The 20,694-nt window shown below is 65.7% G+C and carries 16 protein-coding genes; 10 read left to right on the plus strand and 6 right to left on the minus strand.

Features of this window, described 5'->3' with window-relative positions:
- The first annotated feature begins 244 nt into the window (after nucleotides 1–244).
- From Q0R16_RS06155 to glgX, 5 genes are all read left to right on the plus strand, one after another.
- A complete protein-coding gene (locus Q0R16_RS06155; RefSeq protein WP_295633613.1) occupies nucleotides 245–2,758 on the plus strand; it encodes a glycogen/starch/alpha-glucan phosphorylase in 2,514 nt (837 codons plus the stop codon).
- Between the two features lie 10 nt (nucleotides 2,759–2,768).
- A complete protein-coding gene (gene glgB / locus Q0R16_RS06160) occupies nucleotides 2,769–4,940 on the plus strand; it encodes a 1,4-alpha-glucan branching protein GlgB (RefSeq protein WP_295633616.1) in 2,172 nt (723 codons plus the stop codon).
- Between the two features lie 21 nt (nucleotides 4,941–4,961).
- Entirely contained in the window at nucleotides 4,962–6,218 is a 1,257-nt protein-coding gene (gene glgC, locus Q0R16_RS06165; protein ID WP_295633619.1) for a glucose-1-phosphate adenylyltransferase, read from the plus strand.
- A gap of 136 nt (nucleotides 6,219–6,354) precedes the next feature.
- Nucleotides 6,355–7,824: a glycogen synthase GlgA gene (gene glgA / locus Q0R16_RS06170; protein WP_295633622.1), complete on the plus strand. Its 1,470-nt coding sequence runs from the start codon at nucleotides 6,355–6,357 to the stop codon at nucleotides 7,822–7,824.
- Nucleotides 7,821–9,638 (plus strand): glycogen debranching protein GlgX, encoded by a 1,818-nt coding sequence (gene glgX, locus Q0R16_RS06175; RefSeq protein ID WP_295633625.1) that lies wholly within the window; start codon nucleotides 7,821–7,823, stop codon nucleotides 9,636–9,638. The genes glgA and glgX overlap by 4 nt, the downstream gene beginning before the upstream one ends.
- Here glgX and Q0R16_RS06180 read toward each other — a convergent pair.
- Complete coding sequence (locus Q0R16_RS06180) at nucleotides 9,595–10,002, minus strand: DUF2147 domain-containing protein (RefSeq protein WP_295633628.1); 408 nt, start codon at nucleotides 10,000–10,002, stop codon at nucleotides 9,595–9,597. The genes glgX and Q0R16_RS06180 overlap by 44 nt on opposite strands.
- Nucleotides 10,003–10,043: 41 nt before the next feature.
- Here Q0R16_RS06180 and mtnP point away from each other — a divergent pair, with 41 nt between their 5' ends.
- The gene (gene mtnP, locus Q0R16_RS06185) at nucleotides 10,044–10,928 is read left to right on the plus strand and encodes an S-methyl-5'-thioadenosine phosphorylase (protein ID WP_295633630.1); all 885 of its coding nucleotides are present in this window, start codon (nucleotides 10,044–10,046) and stop codon (nucleotides 10,926–10,928) included.
- Between the two features lie 118 nt (nucleotides 10,929–11,046).
- Complete coding sequence (locus tag Q0R16_RS06190; protein WP_295633633.1) at nucleotides 11,047–13,158, plus strand: TonB-dependent receptor; 2,112 nt, start codon at nucleotides 11,047–11,049, stop codon at nucleotides 13,156–13,158.
- A gap of 18 nt (nucleotides 13,159–13,176) precedes the next feature.
- Here the strand turns inward: Q0R16_RS06190 and Q0R16_RS06195 are convergent, their stop codons facing one another.
- On the minus strand, nucleotides 13,177–13,521 hold the full coding sequence (locus Q0R16_RS06195; protein WP_295633636.1) for a cupredoxin domain-containing protein: 345 nt from the start codon (nucleotides 13,519–13,521) through the stop codon (nucleotides 13,177–13,179).
- 433 nt (nucleotides 13,522–13,954) lie between these two features.
- Nucleotides 13,955–15,202: an acetyl-CoA C-acetyltransferase gene (locus Q0R16_RS06200; protein ID WP_295633639.1), complete on the minus strand. Its 1,248-nt coding sequence runs from the start codon at nucleotides 15,200–15,202 to the stop codon at nucleotides 13,955–13,957.
- 126 nt (nucleotides 15,203–15,328) lie between these two features.
- Between Q0R16_RS06200 and Q0R16_RS06205 the strand changes: the two genes are divergently transcribed.
- Both Q0R16_RS06205 and Q0R16_RS06210 read left to right on the plus strand, forming a co-directional pair.
- Nucleotides 15,329–16,531: a M20 family metallopeptidase gene (locus Q0R16_RS06205; protein WP_295633643.1), complete on the plus strand. Its 1,203-nt coding sequence runs from the start codon at nucleotides 15,329–15,331 to the stop codon at nucleotides 16,529–16,531.
- Nucleotides 16,528–17,319, plus strand: coding sequence for a tyrosine-protein phosphatase (locus Q0R16_RS06210; protein ID WP_295633647.1), 792 nt, complete (start codon nucleotides 16,528–16,530; stop codon nucleotides 17,317–17,319). The genes Q0R16_RS06205 and Q0R16_RS06210 overlap by 4 nt, the downstream gene beginning before the upstream one ends.
- Nucleotides 17,320–17,329: 10 nt before the next feature.
- Here Q0R16_RS06210 and Q0R16_RS06215 read toward each other — a convergent pair whose 3' ends face one another.
- Nucleotides 17,330–18,070: a hypothetical protein gene (locus tag Q0R16_RS06215; RefSeq protein WP_295633650.1), complete on the minus strand. Its 741-nt coding sequence runs from the start codon at nucleotides 18,068–18,070 to the stop codon at nucleotides 17,330–17,332.
- 218 nt (nucleotides 18,071–18,288) lie between these two features.
- On the opposite strand from Q0R16_RS06215, the gene trxB reads away from it, so the two are divergent.
- Nucleotides 18,289–19,257, plus strand: coding sequence for a thioredoxin-disulfide reductase (trxB, locus tag Q0R16_RS06220; protein WP_295633653.1), 969 nt, complete (start codon nucleotides 18,289–18,291; stop codon nucleotides 19,255–19,257).
- Here trxB and Q0R16_RS06225 read toward each other — a convergent pair.
- Together Q0R16_RS06225 and Q0R16_RS06230 are read right to left on the minus strand one after the other, a co-directional pair.
- On the minus strand, nucleotides 19,249–20,028 hold the full coding sequence (locus tag Q0R16_RS06225; RefSeq protein ID WP_295633656.1) for a hydrolase 1, exosortase A system-associated: 780 nt from the start codon (nucleotides 20,026–20,028) through the stop codon (nucleotides 19,249–19,251). The two genes, trxB and Q0R16_RS06225, sit on opposite strands and share 9 nt — an antisense overlap.
- The gene (locus Q0R16_RS06230; protein ID WP_295633659.1) at nucleotides 20,025–20,693 is read right to left on the minus strand and encodes a hypothetical protein; all 669 of its coding nucleotides are present in this window, start codon (nucleotides 20,691–20,693) and stop codon (nucleotides 20,025–20,027) included. The genes Q0R16_RS06225 and Q0R16_RS06230 overlap by 4 nt, the downstream gene beginning before the upstream one ends.
- Nucleotide 20,694: the final 1 nt, after the last annotated feature.

Below are 20,694 nucleotides of genomic sequence, written 5' to 3' on the forward strand. Positions count from 1 at the left end.
GCCCGGTCACGATTTGCAAGATTGTGACGCGATCGGGCCGCATGGCACGCGAAACCGTGGCCCGGAGGGTGCTCTGCATGCGTATTCCGTGCGTGATGGGTGCATTTGCCCGCACTCGGCGCTTGCCGTCACCGCCGGTGTGCCATACCCGTTGGGACGGAGCAGGATCGCCGAACAGGACCCGCCGCGGCGGCTTGCCTTATGCACGCCGTCGATCGAGCCACCGCAGTTTGGAGCCGCCTCGATGCCGACAGACCGCAGCCAGCCACAGCCGACACCCCAGGCTTCCACCGCACCCGAACTCGCCGCCGTACCCAGATTTCGGGCAAGCGCCATCAACCCGCGCGTGACCGAGATCGACGATCGCATCATCGACGTGTTGCGCCATCGCATCGGCAAGGACGAACGCGCCGCGCGCCCGCACGACTGGTTCACCGCCACCGTGCTGGCGCTGCGCGACGACGTGGTCGACCGCTGGATCGAATCCACCCGCGCCACTTACGACAGCGGCGCCAAACGCGTCTATTATCTCAGCCTGGAATTCCTGATCGGGCGGCTGCTGCGCGATGCGCTATCGAACATGGGGCTGACCCGCGAGATGGAAGCGGCACTGCGCGCGCACGGGCTGGACCTGGCTGCGCTGGAGGAACTCGAACCCGATGCCGCACTGGGCAATGGCGGTCTTGGCCGGCTGGCGGCGTGCTTCATGGAAAGCCTGGCGAGCCTGGGCATCCCGGCTTACGGTTACGGCATCCGCTATGTGAACGGCATGTTCCGCCAGCGGATCGACGATGGCTGGCAAGTCGAATTGCCCGAAACCTGGCTGTCGCACGGCAACCCTTGGGAATTCCCGCGGCGCGAAAGCGCGTATCGCATCGGCTTCGGCGGTGAAGTGACCGGCGGCGGCGATCAGGGCGGCGAAGGTGTCGCGTGGAAGCCGGCCGAGGAGGTCGAGGCCACGGCTGTCGACACCCCCGTCATCGGCTGGCGCGGCAAGCGGATCAACACGCTGCGGTTGTGGAAGGCCAATGCGGTCGATCCGATCCGGCTCGATGCGTTCAACGCCGGCGATCACATGGGCGCGCTGGCCGACAAGGTCCGCGCCGAAAGCCTGGTGCGCGTGCTTTATCCTGCGGATTCAACCGCGGCGGGACAGGAACTGCGGCTGCGGCAGGAATATTTCTTCACCTCGGCATCGATCCAGGACATCCTGCGGCGCCACGTCCAGTACCACGGCGATGTGCGCACGCTGCCCGACAAGGCCGCGATCCAGCTTAACGACACGCACCCCGCAGTGGGCGTGGCCGAACTGATCCGGCTGTTGGTCGATGTCCACGGGCTGGAATTCGACGAGGGGTGGGACGTCGCCAGGCGCACCTTCGGCTATACCAACCACACGCTGTTGCCCGAAGCGCTCGAATCGTGGCCCTTGCCGCTGTTCGAACGGCTGCTGCCGCGCCACATGCAGATCGTTTACGCGATCAACAGCCGCGTGTTGCGCGAAGCGCACAAGAACGGGCTGGGCAGCGATTCCATCGCGGCGATCTCGCTGATCGACGAGGGCGGGGACCGCCGCGTGCGCATGGCCAACCTGGCATTCGTCGGCGCGCACAGCGTCAACGGCGTGGCCGCGCTGCACACCGAACTGATGAAAAGCACCGTCTTTTCAGACCTTCACAAGCTGTACCCGACACGGATCAACAACAAGACCAACGGCGTCACCCCGCGTCGCTGGTTGCAGCAGTGCAATCCGGGGCTGACATCGCTGCTCAAGGACGCGATCGGCGATGCGTTCCTTGACGATACCGACAGATTGAGCGATCTCAATCGCTTGGCCGACGATGCTCAACTGGGTGAGAGGATTTCCGAGGTCAAGCGCGCCAACAAGATCGCGCTCGCCACGCATATCAAAGACCTGGTCGGCATCCGGCTCAACCCCGATGCGCTGTTCGATGTGCAGATCAAGCGCATCCACGAATACAAGCGCCAGTTGCTCAACCTGATCGAGACCGTCGCACTGTACGATCAGATCCGCAGCCACCCCGAAAAGGACTGGGTGCCGCGCGTGAAAATCTTCGGCGGCAAGGCCGCGCCAAGCTATCACAACGCTAAGCTGATCATCAAACTTGCCAATGACATAGCGCGCAGAGTTAACAGCGATCCTTCGGTCGGTGGGCTGCTCAAGGTGGTCTATGTGCCCAATTACAACGTGACGCTGGCCGAACGGATCATTCCCGCGGCCGACTTGTCCGAACAGATCAGCACCGCGGGCATGGAAGCTTCGGGCACCGGCAACATGAAGTTCGCGTTGAATGGCGCGCTGACGATCGGCACGCTCGATGGGGCCAACATCGAGATCAAGGACCACGTTGGCGATCCCAATATCGTGATCTTCGGGCTGACCGCCGACGAAGTGGCGGCCAAGCGCGCCGATGGCTACAACCCGCGCGAAGTGATCGAGCAGTCGCGCGAATTGCAGCAGGCGATGTCGGCGATCGCTTCCGGGGTGTTCTCACCCGACGATCCGCACCGCTACACCGACCTGATGAACGGCATCTACGACCACGACTGGTTCATGGTCGCCGCCGATTTCGACACATACCACGCCGCGCAGCGCGGGGTCGATCGGCGCTGGGAAAATCAGGCCGCCTGGCGCGCCTCGGCCATCCGCAACATCGCCAACGTCGGCTGGTTCTCGTCCGATCGCACAATCGGCGAATATGCGCGTGACATCTGGGGAGTTTCCCCCGCTCCATGAAGCCGTTTTAATGAAACCCGGCCCGTCCGCCATATCCGCCTTGCTGGACGGGACTCATGCCGATCCGTTTTCGCTTTTGGGCATCCATGAAGGCCCACAAGGCGGCTTTGCGCGCGCGGTGCTGCCGGGGGCGGAGCGAGTGGAAGCGTTCGACCTGGCCGGCAAGTCGCTCAGCATTCTGGCTTGCGTGCACGACGGTGGGTTGTTCGAGGGCAAAGTCAGCAGCGGACCGCAACCAGTGCGCTACCACTGCCGCGCGGGCACACACGAATGGCTAGTGACCGACCCTTACAGCTTCGCGCCGGTGCTCGGCCCGATCGATGATTTCCTGATCGCGCAAGGCACCCACCTAAGACTGTTCGACAAGATGGGCGCGCATCTGATTGAACATCAAGGCGTATCCGGCGTGCACTTCGCAGTCTGGGCGCCCAATGCGCGGCTGGTCAGCCTGCTGGGCGATTTCAACGACTGGGACCATCGCCGCCACCCGATGCGACGCCGCGCAGATATCGGCGTGTGGGAAGTGTTTATCCCCGAGATCGGCCTTGGCCGCGGCTACAAGTACCGCATCGTTGCCGACGACGGCACGGTGCAACCACTCAAGGCCGATCCTTACGCCTTCGCTGCTGAGCTACGCCCCGCCACCGCCTCTATTGTCGCCGATCCTCGCAAGGCCGATTGGGGCGACGAGGCCCACCGCGCCTATTGGGCCTCGGTCGATCCACGCCGACAGCCGATTTCTATCTACGAAGTCCACCCCGGATCGTGGCAGCGCGACGACAACGGCTGGTTCCTGACCTGGGACGCGATGGCGGAACGGCTTATCCCCTACGTGGTGGATATGGGCTTCACCCACATCGAATTCCTGCCCGTTTCCGAACATCCGTACGATCCAAGCTGGGGATATCAGGCGACCGGGCTTTACGCTCCTTCGGCGCGGTTCGGCGATGCGCTGGGCTTCGCGCGCTTCGTCGATGGCGCGCACCGCGCCGGGATCGGCGTGCTGATCGACTGGGTGCCCGCGCACTTCCCGACCGACGCCTTCGGGCTCGCGCATTTCGACGGCACCGCGCTGTATGAACACGCCGATCCGCGCCTTGGCTTCCACCCCGACTGGAACACCGCGATCTACAATTTCGGCCGGCGCGAGGTCGAAAGCTTCCTCGTCAACAACGCGCTGTTCTGGGCCGAACGCTACCATGTCGATGGCTTGCGCGTCGATGCAGTCGCCTCGATGCTCTACCGCGATTACAGCCGCAAGGCCGGCGAATGGATCCCCAACGAGCAGGGCGGGCGCGAAAACTGGGAGGCGGTGAACTTCCTGCGCGCGATGAACGCAGCGGTCTATGCCAGCCACCCAGGCGTGATGACGATCGCCGAGGAATCGACTTCGTGGCCCGGCGTCACGCTGCCCACCGACACGGCCAAGACCAGTCTCGGCTTCGGGTTCAAGTGGAACATGGGCTTCATGCACGACACGCTGAAGTACATGGCGCGCGAACCCGCGCACCGGCGGTTCCATCACGACGAGATCACCTTCGGCCTCGTCTATGCCTTTGCCGAGAACTTCGTGCTGCCGCTGAGCCATGACGAGGTGGTCCACGGCAAGGGCTCGCTGCTGAACAAGATGAGCGGCGATCAATGGCAGAAATTCGCCACTTTGCGCGCCTATTACGCCATGATGTGGGGCTATCCGGGCAAGAAGCTGCTGTTCATGGGGCAGGAGTTTGCGCAGCAGCGTGAATGGAGCGAGGAGCGCGCGCTCGATTGGGACCTGCTCGATGCGCCCCAAGTATCCAACCGCCACGCCGGGGTTCGCAGCTTCGTGCGCGATCTCAACCGGCTCTACCGCGCCACTCCTGCGCTTCACGCGCGCGATTGCGAGGCCGAGGGGTTCGCATGGCTGATCGTGGATGACGCCGCCAACTCGGTGTTCGCCTGGTTGCGCAAGGCGCCCGACGCCAACCCGGTGATGATCGTGAGCAACATGACCCCGGTCCAGCGCGATTTCTACCGCGTGCCGCTGCCGCATGACGGGGTGTGGCGCGAAGTTCTGAACAGCGATGCCGCAATCTACGGCGGCAGCGGCACGGGCAATCTCGGGCAAGTCACCGCCAGCGGCGGCGAGGCCGAGATGGTGCTGCCGGGGCTGTCCACGATGATGTTCGAATATCAACGATAACAAGGGGCGAGGGACGGGCAAATGGAGACAAGACGAGCATCCCCACTGGCGCGCGATGCGATGGCTTATGTGCTGGCGGGCGGGCGCGGCAGCCGCCTGATGGAACTGACCGACCGCCGCGCCAAGCCCGCGGTCTATTTCGGCGGCATGAGCCGGATCGTGGATTTCGCGCTGTCGAACGCAATCAATTCGGGCATCCGCCGGATCGGCGTAGCCACGCAGTACAAGGCGCATTCGCTGATCCGTCACATGCAGCGCGCGTGGAACTTCATGCGGCCGGAACGCAACGAAAGCTTCGATATCCTGCCCGCCAGCCAGCGCATCGATGAATTGCACTGGTATGAAGGCACGGCCGATGCGGTGTTCCAGAACATCGACATCATCGAAAGCCATGCGCCCAAGTACATGGTCATCCTCGCGGGGGATCACATCTACAAGATGGACTACGAATTGATGCTGCAGCAGCACGTCGATTCGGGGGCAGACGTCACGATCGGCTGTCTGGTGGTGCCGCGCGAGGAGGCCAAAGGCTTCGGCGTGATGGCGGTGGACGCGGCGGGCACGATCACGCAGTTCGTGGAAAAGCCCAAGGACCCACCCGGAATTCCCGGCGATCCCGATCATTCGCTCGCATCGATGGGTATCTACGTGTTTGAAACCGCATTTCTGTTCGAGGAACTGCGGCGCGACGCGGCCGATCCCAATTCCAGCCGCGATTTCGGTGGCGATATCATCCCGCACATCGTCAAGCACGGCAAGGCGGTGGCGCATCGCTTTACCCAAAGCTGCATCCGCGCGGCCGAGGAAATCGAGGAATACTGGCGCGACGTCGGTACGCTCGACGCCTATTTCGAAGCCAATCTCGACCTGACCGACGTGGTGCCCAAGCTCAACCTGTATGATCGCGACTGGCCGATCTGGACCGACCAGATCGTCGCGGCGCCGGCCAAGTTCGTCCACGACGAGGAAGGCCGGCGCGGCCAGGCGATCAGTTCGCTGATCAGCCAAGATTGCATCGTCTCGGGATCGCTGGCGCGGCGCAGCCTGCTGTTCACCGGGGTCAAGATGGGCAGCTTCTCCAGCGTCGATGAAGGCGTGATCCTGCCTTACTGCAACATCGGCCGCAACGCGCGGTTGTCGAAGGTGATCATCGATTCGGGCGTGCGCATTCCCGAAGGTCTGGTGGTGGGCGAAGACCCCAAACTCGACGCACGCCGCTTCCGCCGCACCGACAAGGGCGTGTGCCTGATCACCAGGGACATGATCGACAAGCTGTGAGATTGGTCGTCGCCCCGCAAACTCCTGTCATGCTGAACTTGTTTCAGCATCCATCATGCCGCACGGCGATGTCGTTCGAGGACGAGAGATGGACCCTGAAACAAGTTCAGGGTGACGGAATAGACGGCAGGTCGGCATGACACTCAACGTCCTTTCGGTCGCCTCCGAGGCGGTGCCGCTGATCAAGACCGGCGGGCTGGCCGACGTGGCTGGCGCGCTGCCGGCCGCGCTCGCGCCGCACGGCGTGGCGATGACCACGATGCTCCCCGGCTATCCGGCGGTAATCGCCAGGGCGGGCAAGTTGCGCGTGGTGCATCGCTGGGATTCGCTGCTGGGCGAACCGGCGCGGTTGCTGGCGGGAGCGATCGGCGCAAACAAGCTGCTGGTGCTCGATGCGCCCGCATATTTCACGCGTGATGGCGGGCCTTATGGCGATCCGGCGGGCAAGGACTGGCCCGACAACGGCCGCCGCTTCGCCGCATTCGGACGCGCAGCGGCGGATGTGGCAAGCGGCGCAGTGAAGGGCCAGCGCTTCGATCTGGTCCACGCGCACGACTGGCAGGCGGCGATGGCGCTTGCCTACTTGCGCTATGCCCCGTTTGATCCGGCCGCGCGCGTGCCGGGCGTGATGACGATCCACAACATGGCGTTCCAGGGCTGGTTCGAAGCGGCGCTGTTCGACCGGCTCGAACTGCCGCGCGGGGCCTGGTCGATCGAGGGCGTGGAGAGCTACGGCGGGGTCGGCTTCCTCAAGGCCGGGCTGCAACTGGCGCAGATGGTGACCACCGTCAGCCCCAGCTACGCCGCCGAAATCCGCACCCCCGAAGGCGGCATGGGGCTCGACGGGCTGATCGTCAGCCGCGGCGACAGGTCGCGCGGCGTGGTCAACGGCATCGACATTGCCGAATGGAACCCCGCGACAGATCCGGCGCTGGCCGCGCGCTTCACTGCGCGCACGCTGGGCAAGCGCGCGGCCAACAAGCGCGCGCTCGAAGCCGAGTTCGGGCTGGACCCGGACGCCAATGATTCTGGGGGCCCCTTGTTCATCGTCATTACCCGGCTGACCTGGCAGAAGGGCATGGACGTGCTGCCCGAAGTGCTCGACCACCTCGTCGGCAACGGTGCGCGGCTGGCGCTACTGGGGTCGGGCGATGCCTCGCTCGAAGCGGCGCTGCGCAGCGGCGCGGCGCGGCATCCAGGCCGGATCGGCATCCGCGTGGGCTATGACGAGGCGCTGTCGCACCGCATGCAGGCAGGCGGCGATGCCATCCTGGTGCCCAGCCGCTTCGAACCGTGCGGGCTGACCCAGCTTTACGGGCTGCGCTACGGCTGCGTGCCCGTGGTCAGCCGCACTGGCGGGCTGGCGGACACCGTGATCGACGCCAACCCCGCCGCGCTTGCCGCCGGGGTGGCAACGGGCGTACAGTTTTCGGGCGTCAACTACCACGGCCTCGCCGCCGCAATCGGGCGCACGGTGGCGCTTTACCGCCAGCCCGAACAGTGGCGCCGCATCCAGCGCAACGGCATGGCCAGCGACGTTTCGTGGAGCCGCAGCGGCGGTGAATACGCCGCGATCTACCGCCAGTTGGTGGCGGAGGCGGCTTGACCACGCCGCTGGGCGCGTCGGTTGCGGACGGGTGCACCCGCTTCGCCGTGCGCTCGCCCAATGCCGAGGCAGTGTGGCTGTGCCTGTTCGATGGGGACGAGGAACGCCGCCTTTCCATGACGCTTGCGGAAGAAGACTGGTTAATCGAACTGCCCGGCGAATTGTCCGGCCAACGCTACGGCTACCGCGCAGATGGCGAATGGGCGCCCGAGCGTGGCGCATGGTTCGATCCGGCCAAGCTGCTGGTCGATCCCTATGCGCTCGAACTCGATCGGCCGTTCGTCCAGTCGCCGTGGCTCACGGTTCAGGGCCACGACACCGCGGCGATCGTCCCGCGCGCGATCGTCCCCGGCGTGCTGCCAGACGTGCCCCGCGAACCGCCCCGCTTCATGCGTGGCGGGCTGGTCTACGAACTGAACGTACGCGGCTTCACCATGCTGCACCCCGACATTCCGCCCGAGCAGCGCGGCACGATCGCCGCGCTTGCCCACCCGGCGGTGATCGCGCATCTGCGCAAGATCGGGGTGAGCGCGGTCGAACTGATGCCCGTGGTGGCGTGGATCGATGAACGGCACTTGCCCCCGCTCGGGCTGGCCAACGCCTGGGGGTACAACCCCGTGGCATTCATGGCGCTCGATCCGCGACTTGCGCCCGGCGGTGTGACCGAATTGCGCGAGACGGTGGCGGCTCTGCACCGCGAAGGGATCGGCGTCATCCTCGATCTGGTGTTCAACCACACCGGCGAGAGCGACATCCACGGCGGCACGCTGTCCTTGCGCGGGCTCGACAACGCGGCTTACTCGCACGCACCAGACAGCAGCCTGATCAACGACACCGGCTGCGGCAACACGCTCGACTTCGCGCAACCGGCCGTCCGCCGCCTGACACTCGACAGCTTGCGCCATTTCGTGCGCCACTGCGGCGTCGACGGCTTTCGCTTCGATCTCGCCCCGATCATGGCACGCGGCCCGGGCTTCGCGTCCGACGCCCCGATCTTCGCCGAAATCGCCGCCGACCCGTGGCTTGCTGACCGGATCATGATCGCCGAACCATGGGATATCGGCCCCGGCGGCTACCAACTCGGCCGGTTCCCCGAAAACTGGTTCGAATGGAACGACCGCTACCGCGACGACGTGCGCCGGTTCTGGCGTGGAGATGCGGGCGTAGGCGAACTCGCCACGCGGCTGGCGGGATCCTCGGACGTGTTCGGCAGCGACTGCCGCAGCGTCAACTTCCTCGCCGCGCACGATGGCTTCACGCTGGCCGACACCGTCGCGTACGAGCACAAGCACAACCACGCCAACGGCGAGGACAACCGCGACGGCCATGGCGAGAACCTGTCGTGGAACAACGGCATCGAAGGCGAGAGCGACGATCCTGCCGTACTCGCCGCCCGTGCCGCTGATCTCCGCGCGCTTCAGGCCACGCTGCTCGGCTCCACCGGCACCGTGATGATCACCGCCGGCGACGAATTCGGCCGCACCCAGCGCGGCAACAACAACGCCTACGCACAAGACAACGCGCTAAGCTGGATCGACTGGACAGCGCGCGACCTGGCGCTGGAGAACCACTTCGCCACGCTGGCCCAATGGCGCGCCACTCGTGCCGGATGGTTCGCGCAATTCCCCGCCTCGGGCGAATGGCAGCGGCTCGATGGACAACCGATGACCGTGGCCGATTGGGAAAACCCCGCCACCCCCGGCCTGCGCTACGTTTCGACCGACCCTTTGCGGCCCTATGCGTTCACGATCGGCCGCGCCGCCCGCAACGTCATTTCGCCGGCTTCCAGTGCTGCGCCTGGCAGAAAAACATGATGCAGCCCTTCACATTGAGCCCGCCCGGTTCACGCTTGAGGATCGACTTGTAGGTCTTGCCATGCTCGGGATCGTAGATCGTCCCGCGCCAGTCTCCGCCGGCATCGTTGAAGCCGGTCAGGATTTCCAGCCCTTGCACCGGCCGGTTGCGCAGCTTCGGATCGGGGTTGAACTTGTCGTGCGGCGGGCCATCGGGGGTGGGCGCGAGGATTCGCGCGACCCGCCCGCACACCACTTTGCCGCAACGTTCGATCGAGATGATCGAGCGCCCGCCCTCGGTCAGCCAGCGCCCCTCGATCGGCTCGGCCGCCAACGCCGGCGTGGCAAAACTCAGCAACAGCAGTGGCAGCAACACTCGACGCATGGCACATCCTCGAAGACGCAAACGAAAGCCGAATCAACTTCATGACCAAAGCACAATGGACGCTGGGAATCATCGGTGGATCGGGTCTTTACGCGATCGACAGCCTACAGGAAGCTGAATGGCGCACCGTCGATACGCCGTGGGGCGCGCCGTCTGATCAGGTGCTCCATGGCCGCATCGGCGATGTGGCGCTGCGTTTCCTGCCGCGCCACGGGCGAGGGCATCGCATCCCCCCGCACGAAGTCAACTCCCGCGCCAATATCGATGCGCTCAAGCGCTGCGGCTGCACCGATGTGCTGGCCATTTCCTCGATCGGATCGCTGCGCGAAGAACTGCCGCCGGGCCATTTCGTGGTGGTCGATCAGTTCATCGACCGCACTGTAAGCCGCCCATCCAGCTTCTTCGGCACCGGCATGGTCGCGCATGTGTCGATGGCCGAACCGGTGTGCCCGCGCTTGTCGGGCTTCGCGGCAGAGGCAGTGCGCGCGGCCGGCGGTGCGGTGACGCAAGGCGGCACGTACCTCGCGATGGAAGGGCCACAATTCTCCAGCCGCGCCGAAAGCCTGCTGTTCCGCCAGTGGGGCGCCCACGTGATCGGCATGACCGCGATGCCCGAAGCCCGCCTCGCGCGCGAAGCAGAACTGCCTTACGCGCTGATCGGCATGGTCACCGATTACGACTGCTGGCGCGAGGAACATGCCTTCGTGGAGGTCAGCGAAGTGATCGCGCAGATGGGTCGCAACGGCACGGTGGCGCGGGCGGCGGTGGAACGGTTCGTGGCGCTGCTGCCGGCCACACGCGAGGCCTCTCCGCTCGACACCGTGCTCGATCACGCGCTGATCACCGCCCCCGAAGCGCGCGATCCGGCGATGCTGGCCAGGCTCGATGCGGTGGCCGGGCGGGTGCTGGACAAGCCACCCGCATAAAACGCGTCTTGCGGCACGGGGCTTGCGCTCGCCTTGTAATATGCGCCAACGGCGGCCGACCCCCTGCCGGAGAACCCCTATCCTGCCAAGACTTTCGTCGTGGTGCAGTCTTCCGCTGTTGCTGATCGCGGTGCCCGCCTGGGCGCAGGATGCGGATGGCGATGACGGCCCGGGCAAGCCAGTCACCGAGATCATCATCAACGCGCGCCGGCTCGATGCCGCGCGCGCCAGCGTCGATGCCAGCCTTGGCGCCGCGACGTACGCGCTGAGCAACGACACGATCGAAAGTCGGCCCGGCGGCGAGACCACCACGATCAGCCAGGTCCTGCTCCAGGCGCCGGGGGTGGCGCAGGATGGATCGGGCAAGCTGCGCCTGCGTCAGTCGCAAGGCGCGCTCGAGTACCGGATCAACAACGTCGCGCTGCCCGATGGGCTGACCGATCTGGGCGAATCGCTGAGCCCGCGCATCGCCGCGAAAATCGAGCTCGTCGCAGGGGCCTTGCCCGCGCAATACGGGCTGAACGCGGGCGGGGTGGTGCGCATCACCACCAAGGACGGCGTCTATCTCGCGGGCGGGCAGGCCGAACTTTACGGCGGCAGCCGCGGCGAGATCCAACCCGCGTTCGAGTACGGCAACTCGACCGGCCGCACCAATTTCTTCGTTTCGGGCAGCATGGTGCGCAGTGACTATGGATTGGCGTCGCCCGACGGCAGTGCCACCCCGCTCCATGATCGCACGCGCCAGTTCGATGGGCTCGCCTATCTCGATCACCTGCTGGATCCGCAAACGCGCGTCGCGCTGATCGCGGGCTTTTCCGACGAGCGCTTCGAATTGCCGAATTTGTACGGGCTCGACGCGGCCACCGCGACGATCGGGCCGGTATCGTTCCTGCGGCCGCTCGTACTCGACGGCACCAGCCACTTCGCCAGCGAAGCGCGCGACGCACGGCGGCACGAAATCAACCGCTTCGGCGTGCTCAGCCTCCAGCACAGCACCGAACGCGCTACGGTGCAGATCGCCGGCTTCGTGCGCCATTCGGTCGCGCGGCTCGACGCCGATAGCGCGGGTGAGGTGCTGTTCACCGGCGCCGGCCGCACCACGCGCGATGCCGTCACTTCCGCCGGGTTGCAGCTCGAAGGCGCATACGAACTCGCCGATGCACATACCTTACGCGTCGGCGGCACGATCGCGTCGGACATCCATCGCGGGGCTGCCACGGTTTCGGTCCTGCCTGTCGACGTGGACGGCCGGCAGGTTGCGGGCGCGTTGCTGCGGCTTGTGGCCACCTCGCGCGTTGCCGTGCGCAAGGACGGCCTGTTCGTGCAGGACGAATGGCGGGCCGGCAGCGGGGTGACATTGAACCTCGGGGGCCGGATCGATCATGTCGCCACGACGCGCAATTTCACGCGGTTCAGCCCGCGCGCCAACGTGGTGTGGCAGCCGCAAGTCGAAACCCGCGTGCACCTGGGCTACGCGCGCTATGTCGTGGCCGCGCCGGTCGAAGGTGCCGGCGTTTCCGCGCGCGCCCTGGCCCTCACCAGCGGCCTCAAGCCCGGCCCCGGCGGCAACGATCCGCTGCCCGAAAGCGACGATTATTATGACATCGGGCTCCAGCACGATGCTGGGCCGCTGACCGTTACCGCCGATCTTTACTGGCGCCAGGCGCGCAACCTGATCGACGAAGGCGTCTTCGGTGCGGCGGGAGAAGGCGTGCCGTTCAACTTTGACCAGGGCCGCATCCGGGGGGCGGAACTGGGGCTTACCTACAATCAGGGCCGCGTTTCGGGCTGGTTGAACCTTGCGGTGGCGGGTGCCCGCGCGCGCGGGATCGCTTCGAACCAGGACAGCTTCACGCCCGCACAATTGGCCGGGGCCAGCGCGGCGTGGATCGTTCCCGCCGATACGCAGGCGGTGACGTTGTCGGGGGGCGGATCGTACCGCTTCGATCGGCTGCGGCTATCGGCCGACGTGCTCTATGGCAGCGGCTTGCGCCGGACCGAGGCGGGAGGCGGGGCAAATGCCGCGCATCTGCCTGGCTACGTCCAGGTCAACGCCAGCGCGGTGTGGCGGCTGGCCACGATCCATGCGCGCCCGCTCGACTTGCGGTTCGATCTCGTCAACGCGTTCGACCGGCGCTACGGGTTAAGCGACGGCAGCGCGATCGGCGCCAGCCAGCCGTGTTTCGGCCCGCGTCGCGGCATTTACGCGGGCTTCGAACAGGCGTTCTGAAACCCGAGCGTTGCGGCGTTATTGGCCCGCGATCACCACGACCTGGCCATGCGCGGTTGCTGCGTGAAGTTCGGCCTTGAACGGATAAGTCCCCGGCTTGAGCGGGCCGATGAAGAACCCGACCCGGCCATGCGGCGCCACGTCCTTGTCGACGTGCATGTCCTCGCTCTCGAAATCATCGCCGGTCGCGTCGCGGTTGGTGAGATCGATCTTGATACGCTGCCCGGCGGGGACGGTGATCACCGCCGGCGAAAATACGTGGTCCTGCAACGTCAGCACCACGGTTTGCACCGGCGGCTTGGCGGTGGCGAGCACGGGCGTGGCGGACAGCAGCAGGCTGGCAATGGCGATCTGGCGGAGCATGGCATTCCTTGCATGGCGTGCGGCAGCACCTACCCAACCGGTTGCCGCGACGCCAGCCTGTTCGCTGCGCTTTCCTACTTGGCGTGGATGTGGCTTATCCTGCGCGATGCCGGCCAACACGCTCACAAGTTCCAACCGCACCGCATTCCAGCCAGCGGGCGAAGATCGCCACCGTTGTCCCCAAAATGGAAGATCACGCTGGTGGCGGCGCGCAATCGCCAGGCGCAGCGTGGCAAAGCGCTGTGAAGGCGCCTCAGGAATTTGCCATAAATCAAAGATTTACACGGCTTTTTCTGCTATTTTCCGAAAGCTTGGAGTGATCGTCGGCCGCCCTGCAGGAGCGCGCCAACGCCGCGCAAAAACTGCGTTCAGCGTCAACATTGCGCACCGACGTCCCTCCGCACCTATGGGCGCGGAGGGGGCGATCGTGAGATTATATCCGCTCGATGATGATCGCCGGGGCCATGCCGCCCGCGGCGCACATCGTGACCAGGCCATAGCGGCCGCCGGTGCGTTCGAGTTCGTCGAGCGCGGTGCCGATCAGGATCGATCCGGTCGCGCCGATCGGGTGGCCCAGCGCCATCGCGCCGCCGTTGGGATTGACCTTGGCGCGATCGAGTTCGAGATCACGGATGAACTTTTCGGCAACGACGGCAAAGGCTTCGTTGATTTCCCAGACGTCGATATCGTCCTTGGTCAGGCCTGCCTTGGCCAGCACCTTCTTCGCCGCCGGGACCGGAGCGTTGAGCATCAGCGTGGGGTCATCGCCCTGGTTGGCATAAGCAACCACGCGGGCGCGGGGCTTCAACCCGTGCGCATCGGCGTATTCCTTGCTGGTGATCAGCAGCGCGGCAGCGCCATCGACCACGCCCGACGAATTGCCCGCGTGGTGCACGGGCTTGATCTCGACATCGGGATAGCGGCGGTTGATCTGCTTGCGGAAAGTGGTGCCGCCCAGGTCGAAATCCATGAGCCCGGCAAACGCGGGCTTGAGGCTGGCGAGCCCTTCGGCGGTGGTTTCGGGGCGGGGAAATTCCTCGCGGTCGAGCGCCACGGTGCCATCCTCGTTGAGCACGGGGATGACCGAGCGGGCGAAGCGGCCTTCCTTGATCGCCACGTCGGCGCGCTGCTGGCTGACCAGCGCCAGAGCGTCGAGCGCCTCGCGGTCGATCCCCTCGATCGTGGCAATGGCATCGCCGCACACGCCCTGGTGGCTTTGCGGGTGCAATTCGTTGAGCGCGGCGTGGCCCGAACCCATGCCCATCGGCTTGATCCCGGCATTGGCTTCTTCGGCGCCCATCGCCGAGGTGTAGCTCATCATCTCGGTGCCCCCGGCGATCACGCAGTCTTCCATGCCCGACATGACCGAGGCCGCCGCGAAGTTGACCGAGCTGATCCCGCCGCCGCAGAACCGGTCGAGCGTGGTGCCGCTGGCCTTGACGTCATAGCCCGCCGAAAGCGCGGCCATTCGGCCAAGATCGCCGCCCTGCTTGCCCTTTTGCGTGCTGGTCGACCACACGATATCATCCACCGTGGCGGTGTCGAGGTGGTTGCGGTCCTTGATCGCCTTCAACACGGTGGCGGCCAGGTGCTGCGGGTGAAGGTGCGAAAGAGCGCCCTTGCCCGGCTTGCCCACCCCGCGCGGCGTGCGAACGGCGTCGATGATATAAGCTTCGGCCATGACTTGGCTCCTCGCGGTTGTCTGTTTAACCGATCGATTAAACCGCTGGTCGCGGCGGAGCAAGCGCTATTTGCGCTGATGCGATGCGCAGCTTATCGTTGCCGCGAAATCACCGGAGTCAGCTTGATGCTTCATGCCCAATTGCTCGACCAGGCACGCGGATTCAGCGAACAGATCGTGGCGCTGCGCCGCGCGATCCACGCCGAGCCCGAGCTTGGCTTGCAGACCCCGAAAACCCGCGACAAGGTCCGCGCTGCGCTGGCGCACTTGCCGCTGACCTGGCGCGAAGGGCCGTCGACCACCGGCGCGGTGGCCACGCTCAAGGGCGGGGCAGGGCCCGGCCGCCGCGTGCTGCTGCGCGGTGACATGGACGCGCTGCCGATGGAGGAAGAAACCGGGTTGCCCTTCGCCAGCAAGGTGCGCGGCGCGATGCACGCCTGTGGCCACGATACCCACACCGCGATGCTGGCGGGTGCGGCCGAACTGCTGTGCGCGCGGGCGGACCAGCTTGCCGGTGAAGTGCAGTTCATGTTCCAGCCGGGCGAGGAGGGCTTCCACGGCGCGCGCTTCATGCTCGACGACGGGTTGCTTGATCCGCTTCCCGACGCGGCATTCGCGCTGCACATCATGCCCAACAGCCCGCACGGAATGATCGCGGGGCGCAATGGCGCGCTGCTTGCTTCGGCCGACCAGTTCGACATCGTGGTCGAAGGCCGCGGCGGGCATGGCGCAATGCCGCACGACGCGCTCGATCCGGTGCCGGTGGCGTGCGAGATCGTCACCGCGTTCCAGGCGATGGTGACGCGCAAGTTCAACGTTGCCGATCCGGTGGTGCTCTCGGTCACGCAGATCAACGCCGGCACCGCGCACAATGTCATCGCCGATCGCGTGACGATGCGTGGCACCGTCCGCACGCTGTCACCGGCCTCTCGGGCGCGGATCGGCAGCGAGATCGAGCGCATCGCCGCGCTGGTCGCGGCAGCGCACGACATGTCCGCCACGGTCAAGCTCACGCCAGGGTTTCCGGTCACGCTGTGTGACCCGCGCGCGGTCGCGCTGGGCGAGGCGGTTGCGCGCAAACTGGCGGGAGACGGCGGATTCCACAAGCTCGCCGCGCCGATCATGGGTGCCGAGGACTTCTCGTACGTGCTCGAAAAAGTGCCCGGCGCGATGTTCTTCCTGGGCGTTGCGCACGAAGGCGCGGACTGGAAGACCTGCTGTTCGATCCATTCAACGCGGATGGTTGTCGACGAGTCGGTCCTCCCGCTCGGCACCGCGTTGCTGGCGGGCTGCGCCGAACGCTTCCTGGCCGAAGGGTTCGTGGCGTGATCGATTTGCAAGACCGCGTCGTGGCCTTCACCGGCATCCACAACTTCCGCGATTACGGTGGTTATGCGGCGCGCGACGGCCAATTGAAACGCAAGGTGCTGTGGCGATCGGGTCATCACGCCGAGGCAACCGCCGACGATCTGGACAAAGTCCACGCACTCGGCCTGTCATCGGTGATCGACTTGCGCGGCGATAGCGAGCGGGCCGGAAGCCCCTGCCTGCGCCATTCGCGGTTCGAGGCCAAGGTGCTGTTCCACCCGGGCGAAACCGCCAGCGCGCAAGGCAAGGCGGTTCACGAAGAATCCGCCGGTGAAGTCCGCACGGCGGCCGATGCGCATCAGGCGATGGTGCGACTTTACGCCTCGATGCCGTGGCGCCCGGTACTGGTGGGCACGTACCGACTTTATTTCGGCGCGCTCGCCGGCGATGCCGGACCGAGCCTGCTTCATTGCCTGGCGGGCAAGGATCGTACCGGGTTGGCGGCGGCGCTGACGCATCACCTGCTTGGCGTTCATGCCGACGACGCGATGGCCGATTACCTGCTGACCAACAGCGCGGGCAACATCGAGGCGCGGATCGATGCCGGCGCGCGCCACGTCCGCTCGGGCTTCGGGCGCGATATGGACATGGACGCGGTGCGAACGCTGATGTCGGTCCACCCGGAATTTCTCGACACCGCCTTTGCTGCGATCGAAGCGCGGCATGGCAACATCGAGGCCTATGCCGCAGACATGCTGGGCGTGACGCCCGACATGATCGCGCAAATGAAGCAAAATCTGATCGGCTGAGCAGGCCCGGTCAGAACTCCAGTTCGGCCAGGAAGCGGGCCTGCCCACTGGCGTTCTGGCGCGCTTCGCCCAGCGCGAACAGGTAGCCGCCCTCCAGCTTGAGCGTGTGCCCGCCGATATGCTCGATCGTGCCCTTGATCACCGGTCCGGCATAGTGCTCGGCGTCAGGCGCGAAATCCCGAAAGGTGCCGAGCTCGCCGAACGCCGCCGCTCCGAACCGCAGGTGCCGCGTGACCGGTACGTCGACCGAGGCGGCATAGGACAATTCGACCGGCACTCCGGCGGCGAGCGGTTTTTCGGCGACCAGGTTCAACCGTGCGTCGAAAGCGCTGGTCTTGCGTTCGAGCAGCAGCTTTGTTTCCAGGGCATCGGGCTGCCGGATGCCGAAATCGAATTCGCCATAAGCCGCCACGTCGATCCCGGCGAAGCGGCCGATGTGATAGATCGCTTCGATGCCGACATCGCGGACCTTGCGCGGCCCGCCAACGTCGCGACCGAATTCGGCGAGCGCCTCGATGCGCAGCCGGTCGGTCGGCGTGAACCCGAATTCCAGCGTGAGCGCCTGCTCGCCCGCATCGGGGCCGCCGATGATCTGGCCGAAGCGGGCTTCGGCTTCATATTCGCCCTTGTAGACATTGGCGCTGTAAACTTCCTGCGCCTGGCCGGGCGCGGCAAGCGCCTGATTGGGCACGGTAATTGTCCCGAGGACAGCCAGCAATGCCGCCATCCTAACCGGCCATTTCGAACGCATTCAACCCCCCTTTTGATCTCCGCTAATGCGAACTAGTCGCAAGATACCGCCGGGTCAATTCGATTTCTGCGACTCGATCGCAACAAGGCGTTGGGCGCCGACGCGAGTACGTTATCGGACGCTGGATTGCGAACAACCCGGCGCGCGGGCTGGCATTACGCGCAAAGCACGCCTATTTCGCGCGCGCTGCCTTTCTTGGCTGCGGATCGGGAGGGCGAATGGCCACGCACAAGACGCGGATGTTGATCATCGGTTCGGGACCGGCCGGGCTTTCTGCTGCGATCTACGGCGCGCGGGCCGGGCTTGAGCCGATCGTGGTGCAGGGCCTGCAACCCGGCGGTCAGCTTACCATCACCACCGACGTAGAAAATTACCCGGGATTTCGGGATGTTGTCCAGGGTCCGTGGCTTATGCAGGAAATGGAGGCCCAGGCCGTCCATGTCGGCACGCGGATGCTGTGGGATACGATCGTCTCGGTCGATCTGTCCGGCCCTCCATTCCGCGCGATCGGCGATGGCGGCGATATCTACGAAGGCGAAACGCTGGTGATCGCCACCGGCGCGCAGGCCAAGTGGCTGGGCGTGCCGGGCGAAGTCGAATTCGGCGGCAAGGGCGTTTCGGCTTGCGCGACGTGCGACGGGTTCTTCTATCGTGGGCGCAAGGTGGTCGTGATCGGCGGCGGCAACACTGCGGTCGAGGAAGCGCTGTACCTCACCAATCATTCACCCGACGTCACGGTAATTCACCGCCGCGATTCGTTTCGCGCAGAAAAAATCCTTCAGGATCGGTTGTTTGCGCATCCCGCGGTCAAAGTGCTGTGGAACAAGGCGGTCGTGCGATTTGTCGGCGACCTTGGCGGTGGCGGCCTGACCGGGGTGGAAGTTCGCGATACGGTTTCGGGCGCGGAATCGCTGGTGCCAACCGATGGAGCCTTCGTGGCGATCGGCCATGCTCCGGCCACCGAGCTGTTCAAGGACAAGCTGGCAGTCGATTCATCGGGCTATCTCGCAGTTGAACCGGGCACGCCGAAAACCGCGATTCCGGGGGTTTTCGCGTGCGGTGACGTGATGGATCACATTTATCGCCAGGCCGTGACCGCCGCCGGAACGGGCTGCATGGCAGCGCTGGATGCCGAGCGCTTTCTGGCGACACGCGAATTCGCCGCGTTGCAGAAGGCGTCAGCCTAGCGCCGCCAAAAGCCGCTCGAACAGCCATTCGCGCGCCGCGTCGTCCGAGAAACTGTGCGATCCGCTGTCGATCGTGAACACGCGATCGTCGCCTTTGGGCCAGGCCTCGACGAACATTTGCGCGGTGCGATCACGGTTGGCGAGCAGAATTTGCAACGGCACTACAACGGCATTGCAACGCGCCAGCATCGTCTCCACGAGCGGGGACTTCGGCACTGCAACCGTCGCCGCCGAGCGCAATCCACCGGCCAGCTTGCGCAAGTCGACCCCGCCGCTCAGCAACCGCCACACTTCGCGCGGGTTGGTCAGTTTGGAGAGGTAGCGGCTCCGCACGACGGCGGCGGGCATGGCTTCGGGGGCTTCATCGCCGTCGATCGTCCAGGGGTTGGCCAGCACCAGTCCGGCCAGATCGAAGTTTGGAGCGCCCAACAGCAGCGCGGTAGCCGCATCGCAGTTGCCGAATGCGATAATGCGAGTCACTTGCGGCGCTGCCAGGCGGAATGCCGCAAGCGCCGCGCTGATATCCAGTTCCGATCCGCGAAAGCCCGCGTTCTTGCCCGCACTGTCACCCACACCGCGCCGGTCGAAGCGGAACACCGGGAAGCCCGCGTCGGCAATCCGCGCGGCAAGTTGCGCTTGTCCGCCCCAGGCGCCGCTGCGCAATTCGTTGCCGCCCGAAACGATCAGCAATCCGGTCGTGCACGCCACATCGTCGAGTGTGCCGAGAAGTTCGGCGCGCTCGCAAGTGAACGCCAGATGCCGCCGCTTCACGCGCCGATCTCCGCCGCTAACCGTGCCGCCAGCGCCGCCGATTGCGCCGCATCCTCACCCGGTTCACTGCGCAGCCACAGGGCCGCGCCGCCGATTTCGGACAGCGTCATCGGGGCAAGGTGCGGGGCGGGCAAGCCCGCTTCCAGCCCCGCGATCAGCGCCGCGCCACAGCGATAGCCGGCCAGTTCCAGCCCTTCGCTCCGCCCCAGCGCCAGCAGGTCCTCGAGCCGCTCTTCGCGCCCCGCCTCGCGCGCGGCGATCGTTCGCGCCCGCAACAACTGTCGCAACAGCCCGGCGCCCTTCGCGGGTTCGAGCGCCCAGCCGGGCAGGTCGGGTGCCACCAGCGCACCACCACGCAAGGCCAGCACATGAGTTGTGCCGAAGTGCGCGGCTGCCCGCGCCATGGCGACACGCCAGCTATCCAGTGATTGCGCCGAAAAATCCGCCAGGCTTTCGTTGCAGCCGGGCAGGTCGGGCAACATCGCGTCGATCCCGTGCGTGTCGAGCGCGCGGATCGTTTCGACCAGCATGCGCCGCGTGCGGTTCATTTCCTCGAACAACGCCGGCACGATCAGCACGCAGGCGGCGCGCCCGGTGCGATACCCGAATGCGTATTCGGTCGCCCCGCAACGATCGGGCGAGGGGCAGGGCCATTCGAGGGTCACG

The sequence above is a fragment of the Novosphingobium sp. genome, from assembly GCF_025351285.1.
Lineage (GTDB): Bacteria > Pseudomonadota > Alphaproteobacteria > Sphingomonadales > Sphingomonadaceae > Novosphingobium.